26 protein-coding genes are annotated in these 24,901 nt (G+C 56.8%); 8 read left to right on the top strand and 18 right to left on the bottom strand.

Annotated features, from left to right (window positions below):
* The first annotated feature begins 99 nt into the window (after window positions 1-99).
* Window positions 100-1,023 (top strand): LysR family transcriptional regulator, encoded by a 924-nt coding sequence (locus tag KP699_RS06500; protein WP_215762029.1) that lies wholly within the window; start codon window positions 100-102, stop codon window positions 1,021-1,023.
* A gap of 25 nt (window positions 1,024-1,048) precedes the next feature.
* Here KP699_RS06500 and KP699_RS06495 read toward each other — a convergent pair whose 3' ends face one another.
* Window positions 1,049-1,456, bottom strand: a complete 408-nt coding sequence (locus KP699_RS06495) for a lytic transglycosylase domain-containing protein (protein ID WP_215762028.1) — start codon at window positions 1,454-1,456, stop codon at window positions 1,049-1,051.
* A 220-nt stretch (window positions 1,457-1,676) separates the two neighbouring features.
* On the opposite strand from KP699_RS06495, the gene KP699_RS06490 reads away from it, so the two are divergent.
* Window positions 1,677-2,276 (top strand): methylamine dehydrogenase, encoded by a 600-nt coding sequence (locus tag KP699_RS06490; RefSeq protein WP_215762027.1) that lies wholly within the window; start codon window positions 1,677-1,679, stop codon window positions 2,274-2,276.
* Here the strand turns inward: KP699_RS06490 and KP699_RS06485 are convergent.
* The 7 genes from KP699_RS06485 to KP699_RS06455 form a co-directional block, all read right to left on the bottom strand.
* The gene (locus KP699_RS06485) at window positions 2,273-2,737 is read right to left on the bottom strand and encodes a cystathionine beta-lyase (RefSeq protein ID WP_374196897.1); all 465 of its coding nucleotides are present in this window, start codon (window positions 2,735-2,737) and stop codon (window positions 2,273-2,275) included. The two genes, KP699_RS06490 and KP699_RS06485, sit on opposite strands and share 4 nt — an antisense overlap.
* A gap of 31 nt (window positions 2,738-2,768) precedes the next feature.
* Window positions 2,769-3,239: a cytochrome c gene (locus KP699_RS06480; RefSeq protein ID WP_215762026.1), complete on the bottom strand. Its 471-nt coding sequence runs from the start codon at window positions 3,237-3,239 to the stop codon at window positions 2,769-2,771.
* Window positions 3,236-3,823, bottom strand: coding sequence for a methylamine dehydrogenase (amicyanin) small subunit (gene mauA, locus KP699_RS06475; protein WP_252346846.1), 588 nt, complete (start codon window positions 3,821-3,823; stop codon window positions 3,236-3,238). Before mauA ends, KP699_RS06480 begins: the two co-directional genes overlap by 4 nt.
* Window position 3,824: 1 nt before the next feature.
* Entirely contained in the window at window positions 3,825-4,418 is a 594-nt protein-coding gene (locus KP699_RS06470) for an alkyl hydroperoxide reductase (protein ID WP_215762024.1), read from the bottom strand.
* Window positions 4,418-4,936, bottom strand: coding sequence for a MauE/DoxX family redox-associated membrane protein (locus tag KP699_RS06465; RefSeq protein WP_215762023.1), 519 nt, complete (start codon window positions 4,934-4,936; stop codon window positions 4,418-4,420). Before KP699_RS06465 ends, KP699_RS06470 begins: the two co-directional genes overlap by 1 nt.
* Window positions 4,937-4,938: 2 nt before the next feature.
* The gene (locus tag KP699_RS06460) at window positions 4,939-6,144 is read right to left on the bottom strand and encodes an amine dehydrogenase large subunit (protein ID WP_374196896.1); all 1,206 of its coding nucleotides are present in this window, start codon (window positions 6,142-6,144) and stop codon (window positions 4,939-4,941) included.
* Between the two features lie 71 nt (window positions 6,145-6,215).
* Window positions 6,216-8,714 carry a TonB-dependent receptor domain-containing protein gene (locus KP699_RS06455; RefSeq protein WP_308164884.1) on the bottom strand — a complete coding sequence of 833 codons (2,499 nt, stop codon included), beginning with the start codon at window positions 8,712-8,714 and terminating at the stop codon, window positions 6,216-6,218.
* A gap of 392 nt (window positions 8,715-9,106) precedes the next feature.
* Here KP699_RS06455 and KP699_RS06450 point away from each other — a divergent pair, with 392 nt between their 5' ends.
* Window positions 9,107-9,649: a cupin domain-containing protein gene (locus KP699_RS06450; protein WP_025829444.1), complete on the top strand. Its 543-nt coding sequence runs from the start codon at window positions 9,107-9,109 to the stop codon at window positions 9,647-9,649.
* Here the strand turns inward: KP699_RS06450 and KP699_RS06445 are convergent.
* From KP699_RS06445 to KP699_RS06430, 4 genes are all read right to left on the bottom strand, one after another.
* The gene (locus KP699_RS06445) at window positions 9,639-10,874 is read right to left on the bottom strand and encodes a cytochrome c (protein WP_252346837.1); all 1,236 of its coding nucleotides are present in this window, start codon (window positions 10,872-10,874) and stop codon (window positions 9,639-9,641) included. The genes KP699_RS06450 and KP699_RS06445 overlap by 11 nt on opposite strands.
* A complete protein-coding gene (locus KP699_RS06440) occupies window positions 10,871-13,069 on the bottom strand; it encodes a molybdopterin cofactor-binding domain-containing protein (protein WP_252346836.1) in 2,199 nt (732 codons plus the stop codon). Before KP699_RS06440 ends, KP699_RS06445 begins: the two co-directional genes overlap by 4 nt.
* Window positions 13,059-13,520: a (2Fe-2S)-binding protein gene (locus KP699_RS06435; protein WP_086654727.1), complete on the bottom strand. Its 462-nt coding sequence runs from the start codon at window positions 13,518-13,520 to the stop codon at window positions 13,059-13,061. The genes KP699_RS06440 and KP699_RS06435 overlap by 11 nt, the downstream gene beginning before the upstream one ends.
* A 184-nt stretch (window positions 13,521-13,704) precedes the next feature.
* Window positions 13,705-14,451, bottom strand: coding sequence for an SDR family oxidoreductase (locus KP699_RS06430; protein WP_215762020.1), 747 nt, complete (start codon window positions 14,449-14,451; stop codon window positions 13,705-13,707).
* 152 nt (window positions 14,452-14,603) lie between these two features.
* Here KP699_RS06430 and KP699_RS06425 point away from each other — a divergent pair, with 152 nt between their 5' ends.
* From KP699_RS06425 to KP699_RS06410, 4 genes are all read left to right on the top strand, one after another.
* Window positions 14,604-15,518, top strand: a complete 915-nt coding sequence (locus KP699_RS06425; protein ID WP_215762019.1) for a helix-turn-helix domain-containing protein — start codon at window positions 14,604-14,606, stop codon at window positions 15,516-15,518.
* Window positions 15,519-15,713: 195 nt separating this feature from the next.
* Window positions 15,714-16,454, top strand: coding sequence for a tonB-system energizer ExbB (gene exbB / locus KP699_RS06420; RefSeq protein WP_215762018.1), 741 nt, complete (start codon window positions 15,714-15,716; stop codon window positions 16,452-16,454).
* Window positions 16,455-16,460: 6 nt separating this feature from the next.
* Entirely contained in the window at window positions 16,461-16,928 is a 468-nt protein-coding gene (gene exbD / locus KP699_RS06415; protein WP_215762017.1) for a TonB system transport protein ExbD, read from the top strand.
* The gene (locus KP699_RS06410; protein WP_374196894.1) at window positions 16,925-17,767 is read left to right on the top strand and encodes an energy transducer TonB; all 843 of its coding nucleotides are present in this window, start codon (window positions 16,925-16,927) and stop codon (window positions 17,765-17,767) included. Before exbD ends, KP699_RS06410 begins: the two co-directional genes overlap by 4 nt.
* A gap of 246 nt (window positions 17,768-18,013) precedes the next feature.
* Here KP699_RS06410 and KP699_RS06405 read toward each other — a convergent pair whose 3' ends face one another.
* The gene (locus KP699_RS06405; RefSeq protein WP_215762016.1) at window positions 18,014-20,335 is read right to left on the bottom strand and encodes a TonB-dependent hemoglobin/transferrin/lactoferrin family receptor; all 2,322 of its coding nucleotides are present in this window, start codon (window positions 20,333-20,335) and stop codon (window positions 18,014-18,016) included.
* Between the two features lie 160 nt (window positions 20,336-20,495).
* Between KP699_RS06405 and KP699_RS06400 the strand changes: the two genes are divergently transcribed.
* Entirely contained in the window at window positions 20,496-21,083 is a 588-nt protein-coding gene (locus tag KP699_RS06400) for a biliverdin-producing heme oxygenase (RefSeq protein ID WP_215762015.1), read from the top strand.
* A gap of 77 nt (window positions 21,084-21,160) precedes the next feature.
* Here KP699_RS06400 and KP699_RS06395 read toward each other — a convergent pair whose 3' ends face one another.
* From KP699_RS06395 to KP699_RS06375, 5 genes are all read right to left on the bottom strand, one after another.
* On the bottom strand, window positions 21,161-21,481 hold the full coding sequence (locus KP699_RS06395) for an antibiotic biosynthesis monooxygenase (protein WP_086654734.1): 321 nt from the start codon (window positions 21,479-21,481) through the stop codon (window positions 21,161-21,163).
* Window positions 21,482-21,496: 15 nt separating this feature from the next.
* Window positions 21,497-22,315 (bottom strand): ATP-binding cassette domain-containing protein, encoded by an 819-nt coding sequence (locus KP699_RS06390; protein ID WP_215762014.1) that lies wholly within the window; start codon window positions 22,313-22,315, stop codon window positions 21,497-21,499.
* Window positions 22,312-23,376 (bottom strand): iron ABC transporter permease, encoded by a 1,065-nt coding sequence (locus tag KP699_RS06385; RefSeq protein WP_077931550.1) that lies wholly within the window; start codon window positions 23,374-23,376, stop codon window positions 22,312-22,314. Before KP699_RS06385 ends, KP699_RS06390 begins: the two co-directional genes overlap by 4 nt.
* Entirely contained in the window at window positions 23,373-24,278 is a 906-nt protein-coding gene (locus tag KP699_RS06380) for an ABC transporter substrate-binding protein (protein ID WP_308164885.1), read from the bottom strand. Before KP699_RS06380 ends, KP699_RS06385 begins: the two co-directional genes overlap by 4 nt.
* Before the next feature lie 80 nt (window positions 24,279-24,358).
* On the bottom strand, window positions 24,359-24,688 hold the full coding sequence (locus KP699_RS06375) for an antibiotic biosynthesis monooxygenase (protein WP_212355370.1): 330 nt from the start codon (window positions 24,686-24,688) through the stop codon (window positions 24,359-24,361).
* Window positions 24,689-24,901 lie beyond the last annotated feature (213 nt).

Raw genomic sequence — 24,901 nt, 5'->3', positions numbered from 1 at the left:
TCCGGCGACCGACAACCCTCATTAATGGAAAGCGACGACTTCGATTTTCGGAAGAATAAAGTCTGGTCAATGCGCCAGACAAAATCTATTTCTGGAAGGATGAAAGGGTATGATCTCGACCTGCTCCGCTCCCTTCAGGTGCTGACTGAAGAGGAAAGCGTCTCCCGTGCGGCCCGCCGCATGAAAATGAGTGAACCGGCCATGAGCCGCCAGCTTGCCAAGCTCCGCACTGCCTTTGCAGACCCTATTCTGGTGCAGGCCGGGCGACGAATGCTGCCGTCGGCCTTTGCCGCCGGTATTCTCAGTCAGGTGCAGGATCTGGTCCGTCAGGCGGACAGCCTGCTCGCCACACGCGCCCTTGCCAATCTTGCCAGCATGGCCCCGACTTTTACCATCCGCGCGAATGATCTGGTCATTGCCGCTCTCGCCCTGCCGCTGCTGGAAGCCCTCAAGCAGGAGTGCCCCCGCTGCGAGGTGATCTGGGCACCGGAGCTGGACGCCGCTGCGTCAGACCCGCTGCGGGATGGCGGTGTTGACCTCTATATTGGCGCAACGGACCTGATGAAGCCTGAAATCCGCCGCCAGACGGTCCTGCGGGACCACATGCGCGGGCTTGTGCGCAAAGGGCACCCTATTCTGGCTGCCCCTGTCACACCGGAGAGTCTGGTGCTTTATGATTATATCAGCGTGTCCCGCCGTGGCCGGGCACGCGGCCCGATCGACTGGATGCTACAAAACCAGTATGGCCTGACCCGCCGTATTGCCATGGTCGTCCCCAACTATCACTGCATGGTTGAAAGCATGAAAGGGACGGACCTGATCCTTCCCCTGCCGGGGCTTGTTATCAATCATATTTCTCAGGACGCTCTGGGGCTGACCTCTTTTGAATTCCCGTTCTCCCTGCCGGGCATTGAGGCCTTTCAGGCCTGGCACCCCCGGCGGGATACAGACCCGGTACATCGCTGGCTGCGGGAAACACTCTTCCGGGTTTCCCGAAAGGTTTTTGAAAACGTAGCTGTGTAGGGAACCAATCGCCGGAAACAGGCTGCTATTTTTTTCTGGCAAACATGGCCGTGGCCATATCCAGCACTTTTTCCCTGTAGGCCGCGCTAAGGGTTTTCGTGTGGGAATGATAATAGCCAATAGCCTTTATCACATCGCCATGCGCTTCATTAATGTACGTTCTCATAATCAGGGCTGAAGCTTCCACGTTAAAGCACGGGTCCGAGACCAGACGCTGCGCCGTCTGCGGCACCGGAAGATGCTTTACATCCGCAAGCGGGCGCACCCAGCGAGTGTTAATCTGCATTAGCCCTAAATCCGCCGAGCCATCCCCATTCGGATGCACCATACCGGTTGCACCCCCTTCCACTTTCTGAATGACCGGCAGAACGCGCGGGGGAATGTGATAGTGGGTGGCGCTGGCAATCATACAGGCGAGAAGTGAAACAGGCATTGTGGTCCTGATTAAAGCGGATGCGTCTGCATCATGTGACGTCCCTCGCCCCCAGAAAGCACGCCCTGAGAACAGCGTCTCCTCTAATTAACCCGTCCGGCTTTTTCAAGGCAGCAGGGGGACGTCTGCATCCGGGCCGCAACGTGATCAGGACAGATATTTTGATCGACCATGCTGCCATTTGTTGCAATAGTGCAGCAAATAGCATGGACTGGTTGATATGAACGCTCTGATACTGGCGCAGGGAACATTATGGGGCGTCCTGCTGCTGACAGCAGCGGTCTCCTTGCTACTGCTCAGGCAGATTAAAGCTCTTTATCGCAAGATTGCACCCCTTGGTGCTCTGGCCCCCGTCAGCCCGGCAACCAGCACGCTGCCCCCTCAGCACCTGTCCACACTGGACGGGCAGAGTGTCACCATCGGTGGACACCATCAGAACGGCAGACAGACACTACTGTTATTTGTATCTGGCTCCTGCCCTGTCTCACAAAAAATGATTTCTATCACACGTGATTTCTGTGGGCGGGAAAATCTGGATCTGCTGTTTTGCGGGGATGATACCCCACAGGCGCAGCAGGCCGCCCTTCTCACTCTGGGCCTGACACAAAGCGAGATGGTCAATTCCGCCACGCTGGGCCGCCTGCTGGGTGTGGACCGTGTTCCGTTTGCCGTGCTGCTTGCTCCGGATGGCGCGGTGGAAGCCCGCGGGCTGGTCAATAACCGGGAACATCTGGAAAGCCTGCTGAGCGTGCGGGCAACAGGCTACAGCTCCATCCAGTCCTTTCTGGATGCCAATCCGCGCGCGCTTTCAGCCTCTTAACGGGGGCATTGCGCCGCCGCGCGGGCCAGAACCTCAGCCCGCAACGCCAGCAGATCAGTCGAGGCTATGGGCTGCGCGCGCGCGACATGGATTTCCGCAGCCGTAAACGGTTTTGTGCCCGCTGGTGTGCTGGCACCGCCAAGACGAAACAGCACAAAATTCATAACATCCGCCAGTTCCTGATCATCCCGGATCAGGGACATGGAAACACCGGGAACCCGCCCGATATACGCGCGCCCCTCTGCCGAGCAGAGAAAGGTGCCCACATGGTCCCGCAGCACCGGCACAAAGGTGCGGGCAGAAACGCCCTCAATCCCGTGGCAGCCGCCACAATGCGTCAGATAATTGGTGGTTGCGTGGTCCAGCACCGCGGCCCGTGTGGAAAGCGGTGCCCCGACACCGGCGAGAAGCGCGAACACCGCCCCTGCCAGAAACCAGACGGCTCTGGCAGGGGAACGCATGGCGCGTGGCGTCATACAGAACCCTGTCGCCTTACGGGATAGGGTGTGCGGCATTCAGGGCGCTCCGTTCAGCCTGAACTTCCGGCCCCTTCTTGGGGGTTGCGCGCGCTGCCTTGATATCATCCGCCGTGAGCGTCGGGGCGGGCCTGGTATCCCCCAGTGAGGCCACATAGCTCAGCACAGCCGCAATATCCTCGTCAGACAGCGCCTTGAGTGACGGCATGAAACCGGCATAAGACGCACCCCCCGCCTGAATGGGGCCATGCAGACCATTCAGCACAACGTCCGCCAGATATTTTTTGCCTTCCGGCGTGCTGGCAATTTTATCAATCCGGTTTTTCAGAACAGGAAACTGGCCCGGCATCCCTGCACCGCCTGCCTGATGGCATACGGAACAGTTGGTGTTGTAAACTGTCAGACCATCGGCCGCATATGCGGAACCGGCCACAACCGGAGCGGCCAGAACAACGCCTGCCAGAAAACGTAAACCGTGCTTAATCATGATGCATTCCCAACAATAACAGAAGTAGAACAATTATAGATCAGTGCGCCCGTACCGAAACACCAGATAATATCATTATTGGCCTGAGGCCGATAGCTTGGCTGGTCACCTTCCGTGCCAACACACATGGGCTGGCTACAGGCATCCTGACCGCAACAGTCACGATACGCAACAAGGTAAGGCTGCCCGTCACCCGGGTTAAAGCATGTACCAATCCATGAGGTTGGTGAGGGACTTGTGCCCGGCGGGCAGCTATGCACCCCACCACCGCAGGAGGCACACAGAAAGCCATCAATGGCACAATAGCGCCAGTAATTACAGGCCGTAGGGTCTGTTGTCTGGGCGCTGGCGGCAAAAGGTGTAGGCGCCTTGAATTTGGGTTTTGCCGTCTGCGCGGCGGATGCGCGCTCAACTGGCAGCATCGGGATCAGCGCACCAAACGTGGCCCACGCCCCAACCCGCCCCAGCAGGCCGCGCCGGGAACTGTGGCCCGCTACGTGCCGGGTCAGGCGTTCAACCGTGCGGTCCAGCAGGCTCCGGGCCGCACCATTGTGTTCAGCACGCACCCCGGAACGCACAGGCATATCAGACTGCGACATGAGAGACCTCTTCTTTCAGGGCCGGACGTGCCTGCGGCAACGTGGCAACCAGAGCTTCAATTTCGCGGCGGCTGCCCGCAACATCCCGCGCCGTGATCACGCCACGGGGGTCAAGCACCACCAAGGTTGGCAGACGGCCAATCTGCATCAGCAAAAGCAGTTCCATACTCACCAGCAAAGGCACCCCCTCCAGCGGGGTCTGGCGCGCCATGGCGGAAAGAGCCGCTACATCCCCCTCGCCTATCAGCACAAGATCCAGACCACTCGCCTGCGCCACGCTCCGGGCGATGGGAAGGGTGCGTTTGCATACCGGGCAATCCGCGGAGACAAACATCAGCATCATGGCGCGGCCAGCCGCACTGGCTCCCCCGATTGCAACCGGAGCATCCGCCAGCGTGCGCGCTGTGACCTGCGGCAAAGCCTGCCCCGCCTGCAAACCGGAGAGAACCGGCTGCACGCCGATGGGGGCCAGACGCTCATGCAACACGCCAATCTGGCGGGCCAGCACAAACACACCAAGAGCCAGAGCCAGCGTAAAAAGTGTCAGGAGCACTGTGGAGACTGTAAGAATAATCAGCATCAGCCCACAGCCTCCGCTCTGGTGAGAGATGCCGTGGCCATGCACAACAACAGGAGAGACACACCCATCAGCAAACCTTCAACACACAGCAGGCCAAAGTCTGGCTGGCCGCATAAACCCGTCAGAAAAACCAGCACTGCCAGCACCACATTCCGCCAGATAGACGCCCAGGACAGGCGCACATCCACACCGGGAATACAGCCGCAGGACAGATGCGTGCGGCCCCGCGCAACATTGATCCCCATGGCCACAGCAAAGAGCAGCAAGAGTGCGGCAGACACTCCCCCCGCAACAGCCGTCACCGCCCCTGAAAAGAGCCAGAGACCAAGAAGCGTTTCCGTCACGATAATCGCATAGGCCGCGGGAAAGGCTGCATCCAGAGGCAGAAGCCGATAAGCTGCGATGTCAGATGCAAAGCGGGCGCTATCCGTAGCTTTCCCAATGCCCGTGAAGAGAAACAGCGCGCCAAACGCCCCGCTTCCCAACGCACCGAGCATATGCAGCACAAGCGTCGGCACGCTTATTCGCCCAGCGCGATGGTAAAGTACAAATCATCACCCAGATGCTGCATTTTACGCAGTTGCTTTCCGGTCTTCATATCCCAGATCAACAGGTCTCCGGTGCTGTCATTGGTGAACAGCAGCGGCTTTTCGTCCTGCGTAACCCCCACCATGCTTGCTGGCACAGGCAGCTTGATGCGGCGCACCAGTTTATGGGTTGCGGTATCCAGCTCCCAGATTTCTGTGCCGGGCTTTTTATGGGTCCAGAACGTACCCTCATGCATCAGCACGAACAGATGCCCGCTGGCATAATGCAAAGCTGATAACTGCCACCCGCCCGGACGCCATGTTTTTGCAAAAGGCGCTTCAGCAGCCGGTGCTTTTTTCAGGCCAGCCGCTTCCTGAATAGACCACGGGGCGTCTACTTTACTTTCGGCAGAGAGGCTGGTGGGGTACACAAGGCCGCTGTAGGAAATAAACCATGTTTTGCCATCCGGCCTCCGGGTAGGGCTGTGCTCAAAAACAGCATCTTTTTCAGGATCAAAAAATGGCTTTGTGTGTGTCACGTCTGCTTTGCCAGCCTTCAGGCTGACATTGGCAAGGCCGCCATCCGCACAGATTGACGTAAACCCGTCATTCCCCCAGGGGTAGGCCAGAGCACAACCGGGCAGATCCACCGTCTGGCTCACTGTATGTGTGGCAGTCTCCACAACATGCACCGCGTTTGTTGGCACCATGGAAAAGACGTAAACCCGGCTGCCATCCTGACTGATGGCGAGATCATTTTTCTTGGGTGTAACGAGCGCCCTGCCGGGGAGAACTTCATCATTCGTAATGGTCAGGGTCTGGGGGTCATAGGCAGGTAAAAGATCAAGACGGTCGCCCCGGTTGCCGCGTGACCACACCGTTTCCGCCACGTAAAAAGCTCGCCCTTTCGGGTCCTGCACAACATTCCCGTTATAGGCGGCCTGCACCATGCCCAGCAGTTTGCCTTTATCCGCATCCACCACATAAATGCGGCCATCCTTGGCATGGGTGCCTGCCGTATCCTGCACCAGAATACGGTGAGGTGTAACCGGAGAGAGCTTGATAATATCGCTTTCTTCCTCCTGCACCACCGGCTCATCCGCCCGGGCTTTTCCCGGTGCTGCGGAAAAGGTGCTCAGTGCCACAAGGCCCAGTGCAAAGGCCGCCGTGCTGGCCCGGAGAGCTGTGGAATAGCGCATAAAATCAAACCCTTTGGCTGAGAGAGCGGATGGAAGCACAGCTGTGCCGCGCAGGAAAGACAAAAGCGGCATCAAAATTCCGCACTGACCGTGCCAAAAAATTCACGCACAGCACCCCGTTCCAGAGACTGATAATCTCCAGACATCGGGTTTCCGTTTTGCCCCATCATGGAAATATATTTCGAGTTGAACAGGTTGTAGACATTGAAATCGACCGACAGATTTTTCGCAAACCCAACCTTCCCGAAATTATATCGCGCCCCCGTGCTGGCCAGCCAGTAGCCCGGCACAGACGTATCATTCACATAGCTATAGTAGCGCTTAGAATAATAATGCACGTCAAAATGCGTTTCCAGCCCTTTCCAGCGATAAGACAGGTTGGCCTTATACATAAACTGCGGGAAATTGACGATTTTTTTGCCTTTTGTGTAGTAAACGCCATCAGAGGTGGAAATATTACCGCCATAGGTCGAGTGGTTATAACTGACACTGTTATACAGGGCCAACCCTTTAATTGGCGTCAGCGTTACTGCGGCATCAACACCATTTGTATGCACGCTGGTTGGCACAACAGTGGAGACAGGAGCCAGAATAGTCCCCTCCGTTGCTGCCTGAAGGCGGTTTCTGGCATCAACATGATATCCGGCCAGACTGGCCTGTATCAGCTTATCCGTATACCGGTAGCCAACGGCATAAACCCAGTCTTTTTCAGGGGAAACACCGTTCTGGAGTTTTTTGAACGCCGTCTGATCCTGCACGGACCATGGTGAATTTCCAACCCCGTTTGGCAGCACCTGATAGGTGCGCATATTTTCCGCAAGATCAAAATAGAACTCATGATTTTTCAGAAAATGATAACTTGCACCAACATGCGGCAAAAATGCGCTGGATGCCGTCATGGTGCCATTAGGCAGTGCATCCGCGCCGGTGTAATCGGGATTGTTGTAAGACGCCCCGCCCGCAGTGGTCGCCAGCATGGATTTGAAACCTGCCGTAACACGCAAATTTTCAATCGGCCGCCAGGTATCCTGCAAATGGAACGCGAAGTTGTTGGTTCTCCAGTTAAACCCGTATCCCTGCTGGAACGCTTTGCCATAGGTATCATACGGGCCAACAGTTTTAAGCGGAGCGCCCTGCCCTAATGTCGGCTCGTTATACCAGAATAATCCGGCTTCCTGATTGTTGTTTTCATACCAGACGCCAGCATCAAGACTATGGTTAGCAATTTTATATAAAAAGCTGGTTGTAAACCCGTATCGCTCCTGCCGGTTCTGCCAGACCTCCTGAGAGAACGGGGCCTCCGTATCCGCCGAGGGGGTGGAGGTGTCAGAATATGTATAATACCCGGTCTGGCTGGTGCCATACAGAGTGGAGCGCCAGCGCAGACGCTCCGTAAGAGCCAGATCAAAATTCAGGCCGCCGGTGTAATTGATCTCATGCTGGCCACCATCATACAGGTAAGGAGAATCTCCGTTAGCCTCAATGGCATCCGTAGTTGGAAGGGAAATGTTCCCTGCCACGTAATTATAGGCTTTTGCGTAATTGGGGTACAGATGCGGCGTGCGCCAGCCCAGCCCGTCCAGCATTGCCAGAGACGTATCCCAGTAATTCCATTCGGCCAGATCACTCCAGTTGAAAAACGCCTTCATGACGCTCTCATGCCCGATAGGCTGCACCAGCTTGGCGTCCACCTGCTGCTGGAACTGGGAGCCGCCGCCCGCCCACATCCCCTCGTCTGAACGGGAATAGGCCGTCATGAACTTGGTGCCGGTGCTGTTGAGCTTGCCACTGTCCAGCCGGGCATAGGTGCGGAAAGAACTATAGCTGCCAAAGCCCTGAGAGACTTTGCCGCCAAGCTGGTCCTTCGGGTCTCCCGTTTCAAACTGCATTGTGCCGCCCAGTGTGGAGGTGGAAGGCACATTCACCCCACCCGGCCCTTCCGAGATGATGCTGCGATCAATATCGTCAGAAATAGCCGCCTGAATGATATTCAGGCCGTTATTGCTCTCATAGGTCTGGTCATTCAGCGGAATCCCATCCAGCGTGACGCCAAGCTGATCCATAAAGAAGCCGCGCACGTAAATGCTGGCCCCCCAGAGGTCGATCCCCAGCGGGTCTGTTGAACTGAAACTGACCCCCGGCAGCCGGTCAGCCGCTTTCAGCACAGAGGTGCCGGGCGTAAACTGCTCCATCACCGCTTTGGAAACCACATTATCCGCCCCACGGGAGACACTCCGGTGAGAACTCACGTCCAGAGCCTCGCTCCCGCCCTGCACAGGACCATGATCCCGATGCCGGGCAACAGGCGCCCCCCTTCCCCCCGCGGGGGCACGAGAGGCAACAGCCCCTTTATGCACGGAGGCCCTGGCGCGAGGTATATGATGCGCCTGTGAAGCACCGGACGATGAGAGGGATGATGAAACCGGCGCAGGAGTATTGCCTGCGGCAGCTTTTGCAATATCCGCTGCAAGCAGCGCGGGCATTGTCAAAGCGGAAACCGACACGGCGCATCGAAGGGGCAGTTTACGGCGGGACGTCACCCTGTCTGCAGGGCTGGATTTTCTGCTCACGTCTGGTTCTTCCACATTTGAATGCCAGCAAAGGCGAGAATGAAAAACGCTTTTCCTTGCGCCACGGAGCATCTGCCTGCCCTCTCCCGCCGTGAGACTGGCCTTACACAGATACAAAACAGACAGGGCGAAGGGGGCTCCTTACAGACCCCGCAAAAACGTTTCACTGATGTTATGATATGGAGAACAATACTACATCGCAACAGTTTTATACGTTTTTTCTATGCCCGCAGCCTTCACCCGCGCAGCGGGCTATGTGTTCAGCATCAAAAACACTTTAAACAGCGACATTCCGGGGCGATCAGCGTTCGCTTTTTCAAACCCGCCTCTTGCCAGAAGCCCTGTTTCTTCATTACGATTAAAAAATGTCATCAGAGAACAAGGCTGACATTATGGATGTTGGCGGCACACTTTATGCTCTACGCACACAACGCGGCCTGTCCCAGCGTGAACTGGCCCGGCGGTGCGGGGTGGCCAATGGCACGATATCACTGATTGAATCCAACGCCATCAACCCGTCAGTCGGGTTGCTCCGGCAGATTGTTCACGCCCTGCCGATGAATTTATCAGAGTTTTTTGCGTTTGAGCAGCAGGATGAACGCAGACTGTTCTACCGCGCGCATGAACTGCGGGAAATCGGCGGCAAAGGGATTTCCTACCGCCAGATCGGGACAAATCTGAACGGCCGCGCCCTGCAAATCCTGAATGAAGTCTACGCGCCGCGCACCGATACCGGCAAAGCCATGCTGCAACATACCGGGGAAGAAGGCGGCGTGGTCATCAGCGGGGAGATTGAAATTACCGTTGCTGAGCAGCGGACCCTTCTCGGCCCCGGAGATGCCTATTATTTTGACAGCCACCTGCCGCATCGCTTCCGCAACATCGGCAAGGAACCCTGCCACATCGTCAGTGCGGCAACGCCTCCTAGTTTTTAAAGGCAGAAGCTTTAATAGCTGTCTGTGTGTTGCCAAAATGGGCCGTCACATAGGCCGTAATGGCCGCCAGTTCTTCCGCCGTATAGGCTTTTGAAAAGCCGGGCATAAAAACGCGACCCTGCGCTGTTTCTAGCGCTGTGCCCGTGCGTAAAACCTGCACCAGATTATCCCCTGCCGGATCTGACACGCTATGCGCTCCCCCCAGCGCAGCCCACGCTGACTGCCGCCCCTGACCGTCTGGCAGATGGCACCCGGCACAGGCCTGAGCAAACAGTCCCTCCCCGCGCCGCGCAACAGCATCCCCGGAAGGCATCGGGTGCGCAACCGGTCCTTCCGCAATGGGGGGCAGACTGCGCAGATATGTCACCATGGCGGCAATGTCTTCCTGCGTCATATAACGCAGGCCATGCTCAACGGCTTCCGCCATTGGCCCTGACGCCGGCCCTTTCCCGCTGGCAGCGCCCGTCGAGAGATAGGACGCAAGCTGGTCTTCCGACCAGTTCCCCAGACCATGCTGCCTGTCTGACGTCAGATTATAGGCCCGCCAGCCCATCTGCATTGCACCCGCATAGGCTTTGCGACTCAGCCCATATGTCAGGGTTCTGGGCGTGTGGCACTGACTGCAATGCCCCAGAGCTTCCGTCAGATAAGCGCCACGGTTCCATGCCCCGGACCGGGCCGGATCTGGCTGAAACCGCTTGTCCGGATTGTTCAGCAAGTTCCAGAATATCAGCCCCCAGCGCTGATTAAAGGGAAAGCTGAGCTGGTTCTGCCGCGCCGGGGCCTGCTGAGGCTTCAAACTGAACAGATATGCCCGGATTGCCAGTGCATCAGCATCGCTCAGCAACGTGTAGGCCGTATAGGGCATAACGGGATAGAGATGTTTCCCGCCACGGCCCACGCCGTCCCGCAACATTCTGAGCCATTCAGTATCGGTATAATTTCCAATACCTGTCTGCTTATCCGGCGTGATGTTAACCGCAAAAACCGTGCCAAATGGCAGGGTAAACGGGCGGCCTCCCGTCAGACCAGCGCCATCCGGCGCGGTATGGCAGGCGGCACAGTCCGCGGCACGGAAAAGATACGCGCCACGCCTGACCTGCTCCGGCTGCTGGCTATCGGCTGGCGCAGGAACACTCTCCGCCAGAGCCGCAGCACTGCACCAGATGGAAGACGCAAGTCCCGTGGCATACAGCATGTTTTTAAAAGAACGGAAGAGCGTCATACCTTGCCTCCCCCCATCTGTCTGGCAAACGGAATACGACGCAGACGTTTCCCGGTTGCTGCAAACAGGGCATTCGCCAGCGCGGGAGCCGCCGCAACAGTGCCAACCTCACCAATTCCGCCAATTTCAGCGTCCGGGTCTGACACAAGATGCACCTGGATATCCGGGGCCTCATTCAGACGCATCATCCGGTAATTATGAAAATTTGTTTGCTCAACACGCCCATTTTTCAACGTGATTTCATTATAAAGCGCCATTGTCAGGCCAAAAATCAGGCCGCCCTGAATCTGCGCGACAATACCGTCCGGGAACACCACCGGGCCGCAATCCACAGCACTATGCGCCTGAATAAGCCTGATTTGCCCATCAGCCTCCACGGCAACCTCCAGCACCGTCGCCGCCCATGTCTGAAAAGAGTAATGGAGCGCAACGCCCATCCCGTGCCCCGATGGAAGGCTCTTGCCCCAGCCAGACTGTTTTTCAACCTCATTCAGAACTTTCAGCGCACGCGGCTGGTGGGCTGCCAGCGTCTTTCGGAACGCCAGCGGGTCCTGCGCGGCCTGATGCGCAAGCTCGTCAATCATGCTTTCCACAACAAACACATTGTGCGTCGGGCCTACACCGCGCCACCAGAGCGTTGTAACCGCATCAGGTTCATCTCGCACAAATTCAACCAGATGGTCAGGCAGGTTATAGGGTGTCTGAGTCGCGCCTTCCACCGCATCAGGGTCCAGCCCGCCCTGCATCCCTTCCGGATACCAGCGCGCCGTAACAGCAGACCCGGTTGTGCGATGATGCCAGCCGCTGATAGCACCGTCCTGCGTCAGGCCTGCAGAAACGCGGTCATAATAATATGGGCGGAACTGATCATGCGTGATGTCCTCCTTCCGCGTCCATATCAGCTTGACCGGATAAGGCACCTGTTTTGCAAAACGGGCTGCCTGACCAATGGAATTTGAATCAAGCCTGCGCCCGAACCCGCCGCCAATCAGATGATTATGCACCGCAATTGTTTCCGGCTTTAAGCCGGTGGCGTCTGCCACTTCCTGCCGGGCCCGGCCGGGTACCTGCGTACCAACCCACACATCCGCTCCGTCCGGGCGAATATGCAGGGTTGTATTAATCGGCTCCAGCGCCGCATGCGCCAGAAAAGGCAGTTCATACACAGCATCAATGCGCGTGTGCGCCTGCTTCAGGGCATCCTCCGCGTTTCCGGCCTTCAGCGCCACAACGCCGGACTGGTCTGAGGCCGCTTTCATGCGGGCAATAATGTCACTGCTGGACGTCGCGGCATTCGGGCCATAGTCCCACTGCGGGGCAGCCGCATCCAGCCCTTTGATCGCGGCCCACATGTGCTCGCCAATGACGGCCAGAGCATCCGGGAGCGTCACCACATCCACCACGCCCGGAACAGCAAGAGCGGCCGCACGGTCATACCCTGTCAGATGTCCGCCCTTAACCGGGCAGGCCATTATACGCCCGATCTTCATCCCCGGAACCTGCACATCTATCCCGAACTGCGCACTGCCGTTGGTTTTGGCTTTTGTGTCCAGCCTGCGGGGATTTGTGCCAATCACCGAAAAATCAGAAGGGGACTTGAGGACAACCTTTGCCGGAACAGGCTGACGCGCCGCAGCCTCCGTCAGAGCGCCATAAGACAGGCTCTGCCCGCTATCAGGATGAAAAACCTGCGCGTTCCGTGTCTGACAGGCATGCTCGGGCACACCCCAGATCTGCGCGGCGGCGGCCACCAGCATCATGCGTGCCGCAGCCCCGGCCTCCCGCAAGGGCACCCAGCTATCCCGCGTGGAGGATGACCCACCCGTCTCTTCCTCACCCGCCACGCTATCCACGTACGCCGGATCGGCCGGTGCGGCTTCAACAGTCACCTGATCAAGCGTAACGCCCAGCTCCTCGGCCAGCAGCATGGAAATGCCGGTGTAAATCCCCTGCCCCATCTCCGCGTAGCGCATGATAAACGTCACAGCGCCCTGTGGCGTAATCCGGATAAATGCGTTTGGCCGGAAAATAACCCCTGTCGCGGCATCCTGCGCTCTCGCAGCCTGCAAAAGCGGCAGGCCGGGCAGAAAGGCAGACAGGAGAAGCCCACCGCCCCCCTTAACCACAGCGCCCAGCAAAGCCCGGCGGGAGGCTGGCGGAAGGCCGTTCTTCGTTTCAGGGCGCTTATACGTCATCAGACGCAGCTTTATGAATGGCTTTACGGATACGCACATACGTCCCGCACCGGCAGATATTGCCAGCCATTGCTTCATCTATCTCGGCATCCGTCGGGTGCGGATTTTGCTGCAACAAGGCGGTGGCCGCCATAATCTGCCCGGACTGGCAGTAGCCACACTGGATCACCTCTTCATCCAGCCAGGCCTGCTGCACCTTTGCGCCTGCCTGTGTGTGTTCAATCGCTTCAATAGTAAGAATATCGCGCCCGGCGGCCGCTGAAACTGTCAGCAGGCACGCCCTGACAGGCTGCCCGTCAAGATGCACGGTGCACGCCCCACACTGAGCAACTCCACAGCCATACTTAGTGCCGGTCAGCCCCAGAATATCCCGCAAAATCCAGAGGACGGGCATATCCGCTGGCACGTCCACTTCACGCGGGGTGCCGTTAACTTTGAGATCAAACCTCATACAAATCCGGCCTTACTGCGCTGACTGTTGCGTATCCGTAAGGTATGATACCCCAAAGCAGGCCAGCAGTTAAAGGCCGATGGGGATGAATACGCCCCACTACCGTAATTTTACCCTGCCTGCCCCCATGCAAACACGCGGGGTCTGCCCTCACGCAGCCCCCTGCCAGACCGGCTGATGCGCGTTACCATCCCTGCTCAGTGGGGAGCACAAACAGCTCGGCAACATCCATGCGTTCTGGTGATTTCAGGGCAAAGAGAATACTTTCCGCAATATCCTCCCCCTCAAGAAACGTCATGGATGCCGCCAGATCATCCATCTGTTTACGATAGCCCGCATCTGTAATCTGCTCATAAAGCTCGGATTTAACGGCTCCGGGCTGAATACAGGTCACGCGGATGGCATGCTTTGGCCCGACCTCCATTCTCAGCCCGTCAGAAAACGCTGTAATGGCGGCCTTGGTCGCGCAATACACGGCAAGCCCCTTAAAAACCTTACGGCCAGCAATTGAGGACATGTTGAAGATATGGCCGGAATGCTGCGCGATCATCTGCGGCAGGGCCGCCGCCGTAGCATTAAAAACACCGGAGATGTTCACATCTACCATGCGCTGCCATTCTGCAACCTTCAGGCTGTCAACATCCGACAGAGGCATCACACCGGCATTATTCACCAGCACATCCAGCCGACCAAATTGCTCCACGACAGTCTGAACAGCCGCTTTGCAGGAGCCCAGATCCGTCACATCGGTTTGCAGCGCAACGGCTCTCCCGCCAGCCTGCGCAATGTCCGCAACCAGAGCCTCCAGACGCTCTGCACGCCGCGCCGCAAGCCCCACAATCAGACCTTCTGCCGCAAGTTTGCGTGCTGTCGCAGCCCCAATCCCGCTAGATGCGCCGGTCACAAGTGCTACTTTGCCAGAATGTTCCATAGTCATGTCCTTATAACGTGCCAAAAATCGGCACAGTTTTGAGGAAACTTCTATAGAAAAAGGAGCAAACCCGTTCGCTTGACGTTTTGCCTGAACTATTGTGATTTTGCTTTTTTCTGCATTTTTTCCCGACACCACACCAGCAAAGCCTGATGCCTCTACGCCACCAATCCCCGCTCCGCTTCGCCAGCCAGATGCTGGAACAGCATATTCCCGGTCGCAAAATCGTACAAAGCGAGGGAGACGCATGGAAAGACGCTGAAGCTCAGATCTTTGACCGCCCTCCACAGGAGGAAGATCTGCTGGTCCCAGCCGTAGCAGAGCCCCTGCTCGTCTGGATCATGTCAGGAGAAGCACAGATTGAAGAGCGGGAACTGGCGGGAGAATGGACACGGACTAACGCTCAAACCGGCTCTTTTTTCCTGACACAGGCAGGCGCTCCCTACCTGATGCGGTGGAAGACCCTGTCCGAATGTCCGTTTCAGGTCCTCCATCTCTATCTTGGGTCTGACCTTGTTGCCCGAGCGGCCCGCTCTCTGGGATTAAATCCATCCCGATGCCGGATGCGGGATATCTCCGGCGCACAGGATGCGTTTCTTACGGGGCTTTTAAATGGCCTGACAGCAGAAATGCTTTCTCAGCCTTCGGCAAACCTTTTACTGGTGAACGGCCTTCTCGAAAGTCTGACCGTTCATCTGCTTCGGCAGTATGCCGATACAAACACCGGGCCTCAGCACAGGGCCGCACAACTCCCGGCGTGGAAACTCCGCAAAGTACTGACATATATGCAAGCGCATCTTGCCGAACCGTTTGATCTGGGCGTACTGGCGGCAGTATGTGGCATGAGCCGCTTTCATTTCAGCCGCTCTTTTCACAACACTATGGGGCAAAGCCCGTCGCGCTGGTTCATACAGGCCCGGATGGAACAGGCCGCCCATCTGCTGCTCCACACAGATTTGCCTGTCATAGAGATCGCCCTGACTGTCGGCTATGAGAGCCCGAGCCACTTTGCGCAGATTTTTCGCAAAACAACCGGCATCAGTCCACGCAGCTACAGAGCACTTTGAGGTCTTGCCGAGAAACAAAGAGTCTTCTCCCTGCTCCGGCTCACCGTGATGTTATTCACTTCCAAAGCGACGCCATTTTATATATGAGAATGTTTCTTAGTTGCTTATATAGCAAATAGTACTCATAAATGTTCGTCTGGTGCTTCTTCTGGCCTTGTGACGCGCCACGCGCTGTTTTCTGGAGGTTTACCGCTCATGCCAACGCTCTCGCCCTCTGCATTATCGTTCTCCCCATGGGATATGTTTATCAATGCAGGCCCGCTTGTGCGCTGTGTCATGATGCTCCTTGCTGTGGCCAGTATCCTGACATGGACCATTTTTATTGCGAAATCCGTTGAGTTTTTTAAAATTCGCCGCCAATTGCGCAAAGCGGAACTGGCGCTGGAAAATGCGAATACCCTTGACTGGGGGGAAGAAAGCACGCGGCAGAGCAGCATAGCCCACACGCTCGTTATGGCGGCCGAGCAGGAACGGACACGCTCTCAGGATATTGTTGATGATAATGACGGGCTGAAAGAGCGTATCGTCCTGCACCTTGAACGGCTGGAAGCCGCTGAAGGCCGCAGACTGATGCGTGGGACAGGCCTGCTTGCCACCATTGGTGCCACCTCCCCTTTCATCGGGCTGTTCGGTACCGTCTGGGGTATCATGACATCTTTTACCGGCATTGCCGCCAGCAAAGCCACCAGTCTGGCCGTTGTCGCACCGGGCATTGCGGAAGCCCTGCTTGCCACGGCGCTGGGGCTGGTTGCCGCTATCCCTGCCGTGGTGATTTACAATCACCTTACCCGCCAGAGTGCCGCCTGCCGGGCACAGGTTGCTGACCTGACCGCTCTTGTGATGCGCCTTGTCTCTCGCGATCTGGGCCGTATGCAGGCCTTAACAAAAACCGGACAGGTTGTGCGTTTTGATCTTCCGCGTCTGGCGGGAGAATAACCGCTCATGCTCCGTATTCGTCACACTGATGAAAACCCGCATGAAGCGAGTGAGATAAACGTCACGCCATTTATTGATGTCATGCTGGTCCTGCTGGTGATCTTTATGGTCACGGCCCCGCTCACGACTGTCAACGTGCCGGTCGATCTCCCGTCCTCCAGTGAAAAACCCGCCCCCCGCCCCGATGATCCTGTTTTTCTGACTGTAAAAGCTGACCACAGTCTGGCGCTGGGAGAAGAAACAATCGCGACGGAGACTCTGGCCACTGCTCTGAACAGCGCCACAAAAGGCAACAGGGAACAGCGCATTTTCCTGAGAGCAGACAAGACTGTGGATTACGGCACATTGATGAGCGTGATGGATCAATTGCGCACAGCAGGCTTTCTGAAAGTCGCGCTGGTCAATCTTCAGGGGCAGGAGGAAGGCCAAGAAGCCCATCCTGCTCAATCAGGCAGTACGGACACCGCACGATGAGCAGAGCATCCGGCCAGATCGGACCAATGGCGGCGTCTTTCACAGAATGGCATTCTTCAAAAACACAGCGGGAAAGGCGGGAAGAGACTTTAAGATGGGGTCTCTCATTCATGAGCGTGCTTGTCGCCACCGCAGGAGTGACCGCGTGGATCACCAGCATTCCGCACCCTGTTACCCCTGTTGCAGCAGCCCCGGCGGCCGCAATTGCTCTTGATATGGTCCCTGCACTAGTCCCGGCTGCCACATCCCGGCAAGACGTGCCGATGCCACCCCAGCACGTCCGGCCCGTACCGGTACCCACACCTGTCGAACCACCCAAAATAACGGCCCCTCCATCACCAGCCCCCTCTCCGCCGGTTCCCGTCCCGAAGCCGGATAAACTTTATAAGATTGTTAAAAAGCACAAAGCAGTTCCAAACTTAAAAAAAACGCCGCCTGAGAACAGCCAGCAGATAGACGCAGCGGAAGCCTCTCTACCTTCTGCTGCAACACCCGCCTCCTCTCCTCAGGCAGCACCGGCCTCAGGCGTCTCCTCACCCAACGCGGCGCATGATCCTGTAACATGGCAGGGCGCTTTGCTGGCTCAGCTTGAAAAATTCAAACGCTACCCGCAAACGGCAATGGCCGAGCATGAAGAAGGTGTCCCGACAGTCACCTTTTCCATGGACCGCGCCGGTCATGTCTTGTCTGTCAGATTAAGCAAAAGCTCTGGCCACCCCCTTCTGGACGCTGAAGCCATTGCGCTTCCTAAACGCGCCCAGCCTTTACCCGCCCCGCCCGAAAGCGTCCCGGGAGAGCCCATTACTTTAACGGTGCCGGTTGAATTTGATATCCATTAGTCTTGCTGGCTGGCGGACTGCCACTTGGTCGTCCCGCCAGGCTTACTCAACACGCAGGCTCTTCTCAGACTGGCAGACACATATCGCGTCTTTTCAGCACAAACCGTTTTGTAAGCGCTGGAGTTAACTCTCGAGACCACCGGATAGCGGTTGCCCACTGGCCGCCAGACCGGCAGCCAGTGGGTTATCCTGATCCAGACAGTCCTCAAAAAATGAAGCTTCAACTACGGTCAGAGTGCTTCAGCGTCAGAACTCAATCCGGGCCGTCACTTTAAAAGAGCGGCCGGACTGTGTGTAATACCGCTCAGAAAGCGAGGTGGAAGACTGGCCATACGGGAGAGAGGCCGCATTGTAATAGGCTTTATCAAACATGTTATACATCCCGGCCTGAATGCGCAGGGGTTTATAAAATGCCGGGCTATACCAGCCAGTCAGATCGAAAATAACATAACCCGGTGTTTTCCACTGGTTGCTCAAACCACCAGTCGACGTCAGATATTTGGCATTATCCCGGCCTGCCGCAAAAGTGCCGGACAGATCCGCCCCCCAGCGCTGGGTTTTATAACCAAACCCAATAATGCCACGGAATGGCGCAACCGAACTCAGGTGGAAGTTTTTATCCTGATCCCGCCCATCGGCATAGGCCAGAGAGCCCCAGACATGCCAGTGATCATCAAACGCCCAGTTTCCGCTGGCTTCCACACCATAAATCCGGACATGTGCGAGATTGGTATAGCCATAGCACAGCATATATCCGTTACAGCCGCTTATCCCCATCATATCTATAAAATTATGATAGTGATTGTCATAGAAAGAAATTTTAGCTCCCCTCTCGGAGTTCCCGTATTTCATCCCGACTTCCCAGCCTCTGCTGGTTTCGGGCTTGAGATCAGGGTTCCCGACAACCTGATAAACCGGTGGCGTGCTGTAGTTCAGATATTCCTCAGTGGCAGACGGAGCACGATAGGCCTCGGAATATTGTCCATACAGAACAACATCTTTTGCCACGCGGGCTTCCACCAGAACTTTGGGTGAGAAATGCGAACCATGCGCCCCGTGAGGTAAACCCGCATATCCGGCATTGGCCCTGTAAGACGCTGTATTCTGCGGGTCACGCTGGAAATAATCAAACCGGAAACCTGGTGTAATATGCAGCCATTCACCACGGCCAATGCCGATGCGGTCCTGCACAATAGCGCCCATATCTGTACCATGCACTTTAGGCATATCGGAAAAATTATCATGCGTATAAGCGCTTGAAACAGCCCGCTGGCCTGTCTGCGTCTGGTAGGTGTCCGTCAGAAATACCTCTCCGCCATAGGTCAGCACATGATGCAACGGACCGGTGAAAATGTTGTTTGTGGCCGAACCCGTAACACCATAGGACTCTACAGGCAGAGTCAGATGCTGATGAACATAGGCGCGCGGTCTGGCAGGGTCACGGTTTGTAATATCCGTATCCGTCTGGATACTCTGCCAGTAAGCCAGAAAATGCGCTTCACTGAATAATGCTGTCGGGCTTTTGGCCTGATAATCATAATTGGCTGATACGCGAGACCGCTGGTTTTCACTGCGGGTACGATACACGTTTGTGGCCGTTGTCTCGGATGTTCTGGTGCGTTCATCCGTATTCCGGTCAAACCACTCCCCGGTCAGACCAATTCTGTGCCCACCGGCAAAATAATGCCTGATCTTGCCCAGGAAACTGCCCTGATCATAGGAAGAAGGATCTTTTGCCGTGCGCGTCCGGCCATATCCATAAATATCACCGTGGTTGCCAATCTGGCTGCCATTCTGATAACCGCCCTGAAGCAGGAAAACCGTATTTTTATAGCGGGCTGCAAAGGCCTGATTCAGCAAAGCCGCCTCACTTGCGCCGTTGTAGGTCAGCTTGGTCAGGCCCCCAAAGGTTTTACCCGGCTTAAGAAGATCCTCCGGGTCCAGCGTGCGCAAAGCAATGACGCCCCCCAGCGCCCCGGTACCAAAAAAGCTGGAATCAGCACTTTTAACAACGTCAATCGCACCAAGGGAGTTGAAGTCAAAATTACTCACGCCCCCCTGTGCTGAATTGAAAGACCCTGCATAAGCCCCGTCATTTGCCCAGGGCATACGGACACCGTCGATGGTGGTCAGAATCCGGTTCTGATCAAGGCCCCGAATGTTGATGCTGGAATTGCCACTACTGTAATTCACCGAGGCATCCACACGGCGGGAAAAGTCTTCCAGACTGTCAATCTGCCGGTCACGGAGTGTTTTGAGCGTTGTGGTGGTGGTCAGCACCCCTGCCTTCCCCACCGCACTGTGATCCTTGTCAGGATCAAACTTCATGGAGTCCAGAATATCCGCTTTGCCGCGTACTCTGACTGGCCCCAGAATGACCGCCTGAGGACTGGCGGTCTTTTTTTGTGATGACTTTTCTCCAGAGCCAGCCTTCACAGCAGCTTCTGATCTGGGCTGTGTGGCATCAGGTGCCGCGGCAAAAGCGGGAGTTATGCAGGCATAGGCCAGAGCGGTTGTTGCCAGCATCCGGTAACGCACGGCCCGGCGAAAAAGAGGCAGCGGTGTCATTCTACATCCATAAATGCGGTTAATGAGAATCATTATTAATTTATGATGCACGGCAGAGTGTGCCCCATCAAGCAGTTATTGCACATGATTCTCATTTGCGTTAAATTAGTCACACCGTCGCACTTTTCTGAATGCATTTCTGTCATAAAGGACACACCTCATGACCAGAACGTCTGACCAGCTCTCCCTGTCTCTCCGGCTTAAAGATGCCACGCACACGCTGCATGAAGACCTCGATAAAGGCATCATGGCACATGGTCTCTTCTCAAGCTCTGAAAAATACAGGAATTTTGTAAAACTCCAGTATCTGTTCCACAGAGACGTGAACGCCGCGTATAATCATGTTCAGTTGGTAGAAATCATTCCTGATCTGGCAGCCAGAAACCGCTTTGCCCATGTCTGTCAGGACATGCAGGATCTTGGCCTGCCCTTCCCTGATGAGGAAAACACTCTGGATATCCCGGATGCGTCGACTGCTGCGGGATGGCTGTATGTGGCGGAAGGCTCAAAGCTGGGAGCGAACTTCCTTATGAAGCTGGTAGAAAATCTAGGCTTTACCGAGAATTTTGGGGCGCGGCACCTGGCGGCGGATCCCGGCGGCAGGGGAGCCTCCTGGAACGCCTTTAAAAGTGCTATTGACCACGCCGGGTTTGACCCTGTTCTTGCGGCAACCGGCGCGCGGGCAGGCTTTCTGCGTGTCAAAAACTATATGACCGCACCCGGCACCCTCAGCGCGGTTTCGGCCTGAGCAGACGCATAAAAAATGGCCTGAAAGTCTATAAAGTTTCAGGCCATTTTTACATCACACAAAACAGATTATAAAAATCAGATTGTTACGTCCTGCATAACGGTAAAGCCTTCAAACACCGGCGGCCCAGCCGTCAGAGCACGCCCCTGCCCTGCCCCGGCATGGGCCTGACGGAACTGCTCAGACTGCGTCCAGCCGACGAAAGCATCATAAGACTCCCACACCGTGTGCGAGGCATAGAGCCTTACGCCCTCTTTTTCGGGCCCCTGAAGAAACTGGAAGCTGATAAATCCGGGAACCGTCTTGAGCAAAACCTCGCGGTCCAGCCAGCGTTTCTGAAAAGCCTCTTCATTTTCAGGAGCAACCAGAAAGCGGTTCATGGCGATATACTGAGACATACTCTTTTTCTTTCCTTATGATAAAGACCGGCACATCATATCGTGTGGTAAGATATACGGCTTTCCTGACACCGCATGTTGACGCACGCGCCCCTCCTCCAGCCCGAAGACATGGCAGGCGAGTTCATTGGTTAACACCTGCTCCGGTGGCCCCTGCGCATGGATCGTTCCTTCATGCACCACAACAATACGGTCAGCACAGGCCGCGGCCCAGTTCAGGTCATGCAGCACCAGCACAACGCCTCCCCCCTTTTGGGCATGGTCCCGCGCAAGGTTAAGCACCAGATGCTGCCGGGAGAGGTCCTGCGCTGAAATTGGTTCGTCCAGCAGTAAAAAGCCGGGCGCTTTGCCAGTATCGTGCACGGCAGATTCAAGCTGCATCAGCACCCGTGCCAGATGAACACGCTGACGCTCACCTCCGGACAAGCCCATAACATCGCGCCCGGCAAAAGCCGCCAGCCCCACCCGCTCCAGCAAGGCTTCCGCAAGGACCATGCGCGTCGCGTGGCTCAGGGAGGGTGCTGAAATATGGCTGCCCATCGCCACCAGTTCCCGCAATGTAAACTGGGCCCGCAGGGGGGAATCCTGCATCAGCATCGCCCGGCTGGCCGCCAGTCCGGGGGCTGATAGTGTCGCCACAGGCGCACCACCCAGAGACACAGTGCCACTGGTTGCTGGCAGAAGGCCGCTGGCTAGGCGAAGCAGCGTGCTTTTTCCCGCGCCGTTCGGGCCGATAAGCGCTGTAAGCTGCCCTGCCTCAAAATCCAGAGACGCCTCATGCACAATGGCATTCCCCCGGATGCCCCAGCCGACATTGCGCAGAGAAAGCGTCATGCCAGCCTCTCCCGGTCATGCACGCGCGTCAGCAGCCAGACAAAAACAGGCGTTCCTAAAACCGCTGTCACAATCCCCACCGGCACATCCGCGGGCATGGCGATAACGCGCGCCAGCGTATCAGCCGCTATGAGTAAAATCGCCCCCAGCAAGGCGCTGCCCGGCAACACCAGCCGATGATCCGGCCCGGTAACCAGACGCACCAGATGCGGCACAACAACCCCCACAAAGCCAATCGCCCCGACAAAAGAAACCGCGGGCCCCACAGCACACGCAACCGCAAACATGGCAAGCCGCTTGATGCGCTCAACAGGGTAGCCCATCAGGCGCGCATCACTCTCCCCCAGCAACAAAGCATTCAGAGGCGATGCAAGACAGGCGGCAACCCACCCGGCTACCAGCAAAAACGGACATAGCAGACCAATGCGCGGCCATGTGGCGCCCGCAAAACTGCCCATGGTCCAGAAGGTCAGATCCCGTAAGGCTGTGTCATTCGCACGGAAAATGAGAATTCCCGTCAGCGCGCCAGAAAACGCACTAAAAGCCACCCCGGCCAGCAGGATCATGCTGACAGACGTCGCGCCACCGCGTGTTGCAAACAGATAGAGCGCACACGCCGCAACAAAGCTCCCGAGCATCCCTGCCAGAGGCACAGCCCACGCTGTGCTGAGGAGCGCGACATGCCCGCCACCAGCACCCAGATCAAGCCATGCTCCGCCAAGAACGAGCACACAGGCCGTCGCCAGAGCCGCGCCGGAAGACACCCCGATCAGCCCCGGGTCCGCCAGCGGATTTCTGAAAAGCCCCTGCATCACGGCCCCTGCAACAGCCAGAGCCGCGCCCGTAAGGCCCGCCATCACAACACGCGGGCCACGGATCTGGGTCAGCACGACACGGTCCGCACTGTTCCCCGCCTCTATCCCGCCTTGTAGCCCGCCGTGCCACAAAGCGGTCAGATGCACGCCGGTTGCGCCGACATTAAGCGATATGCCGACAGCCACAATCAGGACGGGACATAACGCGCACAGAAACAGAACAGCACGCCGCCGCGCCAGACTCATGCGGGATGGCCTGCCGCAGCCATCATTTTTGCCAGATCAAGTGCGGCCTGCGGTATGCGGGGGCCAAAGCCCAGCAAACGCTCCCCCTCCATACTGACAAACGCACTATTCCGACCCGCAGGCGTCAGGCGGAAGCCGGGGTCTGCCAGAAGATCGGCGCGAATAGCCGCCGCAGTCTGATCCATGAGGAGAATGATATCAGGCTTGAGAGCGACCAGATTTTCCTGATCCACAATTTTATAGCCCTGCATGGCACCACCCGCATTAACGGCGCCCACAAGCCGGATCATGGCATCTGCCGCAGTACCTGTGCCGGCGGCCATCGGGCGATTATTGGTCATACGCATGATAAACAACACACGCGGTTTTGCGGGATGCTCCGCCCGCCATGCGTCCAGTTGCTTAAACTGTGCGGCAATCGACTGGCCAAGCCGGTCTCCTTCCGCCTGCGCGCCAACAATATCCGCCAGAAACCGGGTGCGCCCCTCAATAGCCTCCGGGGATGGCGTGGCATCCACAAACACAAGCGGAACACCAGATGCCACAAGCTGATCCATTGCCGCAGGCGGGCCTGAATCGTTCATAGCCAGCACAAGATCCGGGCGCAGGGACAAGACACCCTCGGAGGAAATGGCTCGCATGTAGCCGAGGTCTTTTTTCTCTTTCCGTGCCTGCTCTGGCCATGTGGACGTTTGATCCACCGCCAGAATGTCGTGTGACCGGCCAAGCGCGTAAAGCGTTTCCGTTATGGTGCCGCCAATGCTGGCTATTCTTGTTGCGCCGTGAAGCGTAACGCGCCGCCCTCGACAGTCCGTGACAATGCGGCCAGCCTCTGTCCCTGTAGCCTGCTGAGCCAGCCCGACACGGGGCAGGCAGGCCGACGCCACACCAAAAGTCAGCAGGGTTCCAAAAGCACGGCGGGAATACCGGGACGCGGCCGAAAGATGGAGACGGTTCTTCTCCGGGATCTGCTGCATGGTCATCAGGCTGCTTCCTCCTGCCCGGAGACAGTGCGCAGCACCTCATATCCACTGAACTCGCGTTTTTCGAGCGTCAGAACTTCGCCTTGCCCCATCCCTTTATGTGCTGTTTGGAAAATATCGGACTGACGCCATGCCTCATACGCCTCCCGGGAGGCCCAGACCGTCTGCGAGGCATAGGCGATGTAGTCCGGGCGTGTTTCGCCGCGCATAAACTGGATCATTAAAAATCCCGGAGCAGTCTTTAACAGCACGTCCCGGTCAAGCCAGCGGCTTTTGAACGCGGATTCTTTTTCCGGATGGACTTTAAAGCGGTTCATAGCGACAAACATGAAGACCCCACCCTATAAAATGCCTGAAAAACCAGCATTTTTAGAAGCGCAGCGAGACTGTGCGCGTTACATGGCAGAAACCTTTCCATAAACGCAATTGAGAATCAATATCATATAAGACGCATAATCGTGAGCACTCTGATCCGGCATGAGGGCGCCGCCAGTCTGAGGCCCATCAGAACCTGTGTCATGACAGTGCATGACAACCTGACC

The organism is Acetobacter sp. P1H12_c (assembly GCF_018811975.1).
Lineage (GTDB): Bacteria > Pseudomonadota > Alphaproteobacteria > Acetobacterales > Acetobacteraceae > Acetobacter > Acetobacter persici.
This window is presented reverse-complemented; position numbering and strand designations above follow the sequence as displayed.